The 6,000-nt window shown below is 69.3% G+C and carries 4 protein-coding genes; 2 read left to right on the top strand and 2 right to left on the bottom strand.

All coding sequences use genetic code 11. The features are described from left to right. Positions 1 to 290 precede the first annotated feature (290 nt). Positions 291 to 1,067: a UTRA domain-containing protein gene (locus FEI13_RS17555; protein WP_240036563.1), complete on the top strand. Its 777-nt coding sequence runs from the start codon at positions 291 to 293 to the stop codon at positions 1,065 to 1,067. 77 nt (positions 1,068 to 1,144) lie between these two features. On the opposite strand, the gene FEI13_RS17560 is transcribed toward FEI13_RS17555, so the two are convergent. Further along, positions 1,145 to 4,366, bottom strand: coding sequence for an FAD-binding and (Fe-S)-binding domain-containing protein (locus FEI13_RS17560; RefSeq protein WP_138182806.1), 3,222 nt, complete (start codon positions 4,364 to 4,366; stop codon positions 1,145 to 1,147). A 199-nt stretch (positions 4,367 to 4,565) separates the two neighbouring features. Here FEI13_RS17560 and serS point away from each other — a divergent pair, with 199 nt between their 5' ends. Further along, complete coding sequence (gene serS / locus FEI13_RS17565) at positions 4,566 to 5,843, top strand: serine--tRNA ligase (RefSeq protein ID WP_138182807.1); 1,278 nt, start codon at positions 4,566 to 4,568, stop codon at positions 5,841 to 5,843. Here serS and FEI13_RS19290 read toward each other — a convergent pair. Next, positions 5,810 to 6,000 (bottom strand): hypothetical protein (locus FEI13_RS19290; RefSeq protein WP_204758418.1); only part of this gene is annotated, 191 nt, incomplete at its 5' end. The two genes, serS and FEI13_RS19290, sit on opposite strands and share 34 nt — an antisense overlap.

The following is a 6,000-nucleotide window of genomic DNA, read 5'->3' on the forward strand; positions in this document are numbered from 1 at the left end:
TCCGGAACGGGACGATGGGTCGAGTCGGTGCCGTGACGCAGTCTGTCGTCTGGTCTAGATCAGCTGCCGACGCGATGCACCTTAGGCGTTCGTCATGACAGCGCGGTGTCAGATGAATGGCAGTTGTATGGCTGGTATCAGCCGCTTACTGCCCGGCATTCTCCAGAGGGGGGGGCTGTAATCGGCGTGTCATGACACCTGAACTACACTGGCGTGCAGCGTCGCGGGTCGCCGCCCTGGTCTAGATCAGCGGTGCTCCCGCCCCCTTGCCGTCGATCGCCGAGAACGCCTTGCAACCCGTTTCCCCTGTTTCCGCCACCGTCCCCGATGCCGATGCGCCCCGGGGCACTCCGTCTTCCGAGCCCTCCCTGCTGGCCTCCCTGCTGGCGCTGGTGGCGTCGGCCGCCCAGCGCGGCGATCGCCGCCTGCCCGCCGAGCGCGAGATGATGGCGCGGCTCGCCACCACCCGGATCACCCTGCGCGAGGCGCTCGTCCAGCTGGAGGCCGAGGGGCGCGTCTATCGCGAGAATCGCCGGGGATGGTTCGTGTCCCCGCCGCGTTTGCGCTATGACCTGCTGGCCTGCCTGCCCTTCCACGACATGGTGCAGTCCCAGCAGCGCCGGGCGCAGACCCGGCTGCTCGTCGCCGAGGAGATCGGCGCGCCCCTCGAGGTGGCGCGGCACCTAGGGCTCGCGAGCGGCGATCGTCTCTATCGCATCACCCGGGCGCGTCTGGTGGACGAGCGGCGGGTGCTCTACGTCGAGCACCACCTGCGCCCCGACTGCTTCCCCGGCATCCTCGCCTTCGATCTGGCCCGGGAGTCGCTGACCGATCTCTACCGTCGCCACTACGGCCTGCGCGTGGCTCGGGTCAGCTACGCACTCTCGACCACCGTGCTGCCCGAGGCGGCCGCCCGGGCGCTCAACGCCGTGCGCGGCAGCCCGGCCCAGCGCATCACCCGGATCAATCACGACCAGAACGGCCGGGCCGTCGACTGCGACGAGGAGTACTGGCGTCACGATGCCATCGACCTCACCCTCACCGCCGCCCCTCAGGGCGGCGGCTAGGCGGGACGATCATCCGGAAGGGCGCGCCCGGCGGGATGCGCGCGAGGTGTGAGAGGCGACCTGGCGCGCCGCTCGGCTCAGCGCTGCTTGAGCCAGCCCAGCAGGGCCTGCAGCGGGTGGGGCAGGGACTGGTCCGAGAAGCGCTTTACCTGGCTGCGGCAGGAGTAGCCGGTGGCGAGCAGCCGGCCGGCGTTGGCCTCATCTTCCACCTGGGGCTGCCAGGACTGGGCGTAGATGGTCCGCGAGGTCTCGAGATTCCTGGCCTCGTGGCCATAGGTCCCGGACATGCCGCAGCAGCCGGTACTGACCAGCTCGAGTTCCAGGCCGAAGGCGGCGAACAGCTGCTGCCAGGCCTTGGGGCTGCCCGGGGCGTTGGTCTTCTCGGTGCAGTGGGAGAGCAGCCGTAAGCCGGGATCCCGTGCGTCGTGTCCCGCCGGCGCTACCCGCTGCGCCAGGCTCGGCGTCTGCGTCACCAGCCACTCCTGGAGCATCAGCACCTCGGGCACGGCGTCCGGCCCCAGCGCCTTCACATACTCCTGGCGGTAGGTGAGGGTCATGGCGGGGTCGATGCCGACCAGCGGCACGCCGAACTCGGCCAGCGTGCGCAGGCGCCGAGCCTGCTTGTCGGCGGTGCGCGCGAAGGCGCCCTGGAAGCCCTGGACGTCCAGGGGCTTGCCGTTGGGCGAGAAGGGCGCGACGAAGACCCGCACGTCGAGGCGCGAGAGCAGCTCGACGATGTCCATCACCAGCCGCGCCTCGAAGTGGCTGGTGAAGGCGTCCTGCACGAGTACCACGCTTCTGGCCTTCTGGATCTCGGTGAGCAGGCCGAGCGAGGTCGGCGTCGCTTCCACCACGCCCCAGGCGGCGAGTTGCTTCTTCAGGCTCGCCCGGGAGAGCCGGGGACTGTCCACCAGGCCGATGGGGCCTGCCAGCAGGCGGTCGATCAGGCGGTTGCCGAGGGCGGCGTTGTAGAGCGGTGCTGCGCGGGAGAGCGCGGGCAGCAGGAACTCCATGCCGCCGACCAGGTAGTCCCGCATCGGGCGCAGGTAGCGGCCGTGGTAGGCCTCAAGGAAGCGCGAGCGGGAGTCCGGCACGTTGACCTTGACCGGGCACTGGCCGGCGCAGGACTTGCAGGCGAGACACCCGGCCATGGCGTCGTAGACCTCGTGGGAGAAGTCTGCCTCGCGGTCGCGACGCAAGGTGTTGAGAGCGCGGCGGGGGAAGCGCTTGATGAACCCCCAGGAACCTTCCGCCCGCTGGCGGCGGGACTCCTCGATCAGGTCGACGCCGGCCTCGCCCTGCAGGCGCAGCCACTCGCGGATCAGGCTGGCGCGCCCCTTGGGCGAGTGGACCCGGTCCCGGGTCGCCTTCCAGGAGGGGCACATGGCGTCGTCGGGATCATAGTTGTAGCAGGCGCCGTTGCCGTTGCAGTAGACGGTGGCGGCGTGGGCCTGCCAGACCCGCTCATCGATGGTGCGATCCAACTGGCCGCGGGTGGGCACGCCGTCGATGGCCAGCAGGCCGGGGTCGACGAACTTGACGGTCTGCTCCTCGGTGGTCTCGGCCGGACGGTCGTCGGCCCGTCCTGAAGCCTCGGAAGGGAGAGCCTTGCCCGTGGCCTCGGGCGGGGTTCCCACGTCTTCGGGTGGGATAGAAAGCGGCGTGGCGATCTTGCCGGGATTGAGCTGGTTATGGGGGTCGAAGGCCGCCTTGACCCGCTGCAGGCTGGGGTAGAGCTCGCCGAAGAAGCCGGGGGAGTACTCCGAGCGCACGCCCTTGCCGTGCTCGCCCCACAGCAGGCCGCCGTATTTCTGCGTCAGCGCGGCCACCTCGTCGGAGACCTCGCGGATCAGCCGCTCCTGCTCGGGGTCCTTCATGTCGATCGCCGGGCGCACGTGGAGCACCCCGGCATCCACATGGCCGAACATGCCGTAGGCGAGCCCCCGGGCGTCGAGGGCGGCGCGGAACTCGGCGATGAAGTCCGCCAGGTGCTCGGGTGGCACCGCGGTGTCCTCGACGAAGGGGATCGGGCGCTTCTCGCCCTTGTCATCGACCCTGGCGTTGCCGAGCAGGCCCACGGCGCGCTTGCGCATCGCGTAGACCCGCTGGATCTGCGCCCGGCCCTCGGCCAGGGTGAAGCCGAGGCGCTCGACGCTCGCGTCCGTCTCCAGGTGGCGGCAGAAGGCCTCGACCCGGCGGGCCAGGCGCTCGGGGTCGTCGTCGTTGAACTCGACGAGGTTGATGCCGCGTACCGGTGTATCGCCGGCCGGGAAAAACTCGGCGACGCTGTCCCAGACGAAGTCCTCCATGGCCAGCAGCAGCACGGTGTCGTCCACCGTCTCGATGGAGGTGGGCGCCGCATCACTCGTCATCAGGGTCTTGGCGTCGCGCAGGGCATCCATGAAGCCCGCGTAGCGTACGTTGACCAGGGTCGAGTGCTGCGGGATCGGCAGCACATTGAGTACCGCCTCGTCGAGCAGGCCGAGCGAGCCCTCCGAGCCGCACAGTAGGCTGTTGAGGTCGAGGCGGCCATCCGTGGTACGCAGGTGTGCCAGGTCGTAGCCGGTCAGGCAGCGGTTGAGCGGCGGGAAGATGGTCTCGATCAGCGCGCGCTGGGTGTCGATGATCTCCCGGGCGGTGCGGTAGGCCGCGCCGGTGACGTCGTCGCGCTCGCACAGCGGCGCGAGCGCATCGTCGGCCAGCGGGCGGCTGACCAGGCGCTCGCCGCCGAGCAGCACGGTCTCGAGCTCGAGCACGTGGTCGCGGGTCTTGCCGTATTCGCAGCTGCCCTGGCCGCTGGCGTCGGTCGAGATCATGCCGCCGATGGTGGCGCGGTTGGAGGTGGAAAGATCCGGCGCGAAGAAGAGGCCGTGGGGCTTGAGTGCGGCGTTGAGCTGGTCCTTGACCACCCCGGCCTGGACGCGCACCCGGCGGTTCTCGACATCGATGTCGAGGATGGCATTCATGTGCCGCGAGACGTCGACCACCAGGCCGTCGGTGAGCGACTGGCCGTTGGTGCCGGTGCCGCCCCCGCGCGGCGTGAGCACTACCTCGCGATGCGCCTCGCGGCCGGCCAGGCGGGCAATGCGCTGAAGGTCCGCGCCGTGCTTCGGGCTCAGCACGGCCTGGGGCAGGCGCTGGTAGATGGAGTTGTCGGTGGCGAGCACCGTGCGGGAGGCGTAGTCCGGGGTGATCTCGCCCTCGAAGCCCTCGGCTTTCAGCGCCTCGAGAAAGCGCAGGTAGCGGGCGTCGAGGCCCGGCAGGGTGCTGGCGTCAGCGGTGTCCAAGCGTGCGATCATGGCGTCGGTTCAGTGGTGGCGCCGCCCTGTTGTGCCAGGGCAGGGGGGAAGGAGTGCGCCTACTCTACCGCGAGAGGGCGGTGGCGCGCATCCCGCCGGCTCGCGCCGCGTGGCGCCCCTGCCCCCTTTTGCCTACAATGGTCGCCCTGATTCGGACACCGCTCGACCTTCCTTCACCGACTGCAACGGACTGGATGCCATGCTCGATCCCAAACTGCTGCGCAGCGACCTCGATGCGGTCGCCCAACGACTGGCCACCCGGGGCTATGATCTCGACACCGAGCGCCTCGAGGCGCTGGAGTCCCGGCGCCGTGAGCTGCAGGCCGAGACCGAGTCCCTGCAGAACGAGCGCAATACCCGCTCCAAGTCCATCGGCAAGGCCAAGGCACAGGGTGAGGACATCCAGCCCCTGCTGGCCGAGGTGAGCGACCTGGGCGAGCGGCTCGATGCCGCCAAGGCCCGCCTCGCCGAGGTACAGGCCGAGTGGGATGCCTTGGTCAGCGGCATTCCCAACCTGCCCCACGAGAGCGTGCCGGAGGGGCAGAGCGAGGAGGAGAACGTCGAGCTGCACCGCTGGGGCACACCGCCGACCTTCGACTTCGAGGTGCGCGATCACGTCGACCTGGGAGCGCTCCAGGGCGATCTCGACTTCGAGCTGGCGGCCAAGCTCACCGGCTCGCGCTTCGCCGTGATGCGCGGGCCCATCGCGCGGCTGCACCGGGCGCTGACCCAGTTCATGCTCGACAAGCAGACCCTCGAGCACGGCTACGAGGAGTGCTACGTCCCCTACATGGTCAACGAGGCCTCGCTCTATGGCACCGGCCAGCTGCCCAAGTTCGGCGAGGACCTCTTCCGCCTGGAGGACGAGCGCGGCTTCCACCTGATCCCCACCGCCGAGGTGCCGCTGACCAACTTCGCCCGCGACGAGATTCTCGAGCACAAGATGCTGCCGGTGCGACTCACCGCCCACACGCCGTGCTTTCGCAGCGAGGCGGGCTCTCACGGCCGCGACACCCGCGGCATGATCCGCCAGCACCAGTTCGACAAGGTCGAGATGGTGCAGATGGTCGAGCCGGAGCAGAGCTACGAGGCCCTGGAGGAGATGCGTGGCCACGCCGAGGCGATTCTCCAGGCGCTCGACCTGGCCTACCGGGTGGTCACCCTGTGCACCGGCGACATGGGCTTCGGCGCCGCCAAGACCTATGACCTGGAGGTCTGGATGCCGAGCCAGCGGACCTTCCGCGAGATCTCCTCGATCTCCAACTGCGAGGAGTTCCAGGCACGGCGCATGCAGGCGCGCTTCCGCCGCCCGGAACAGAAGAAGCCGCAGCTGATGCACACCCTCAACGGCTCCGGCCTGGCGGTGGGGCGCTGCCTGATCGCGGTGATGGAGAACCACCAGAACGCCGACGGCTCGATCACCGTGCCCGAGGCGCTGCGCTCCTACATGGGTGGAATCGACACCATTAACGCCTGACCGGGCTTCGCCCGGAGCTTGAAGCTGGAAGAGCGCCGCTTCGCGGCTGGAAGCTGGAAGAAAGGCCTTGACACAGGGGTGGGTGGCAACAGGCTGCCTTCCAGCTTCCAGCTTCCAGCTTCCAGCTTCCAGCTTCCAGCTTCCAGCTTCCAGCTTC

The organism is Halomonas urmiana (assembly GCF_005780185.1).
Taxonomy (GTDB): domain Bacteria; phylum Pseudomonadota; class Gammaproteobacteria; order Pseudomonadales; family Halomonadaceae; genus Halomonas; species Halomonas urmiana.

Coding starts and splice junctions, on each gene's coding strand:
- FEI13_RS17560 (WP_138182806.1), bottom strand. CDS start 4,366: ATGATCGCACGCTTGGACACCGCTGACGCCAGCACCCTGCCGGGCCTC.
- serS (WP_138182807.1), top strand. CDS start 4,566: ATGCTCGATCCCAAACTGCTGCGCAGCGACCTCGATGCGGTCGCCCAA.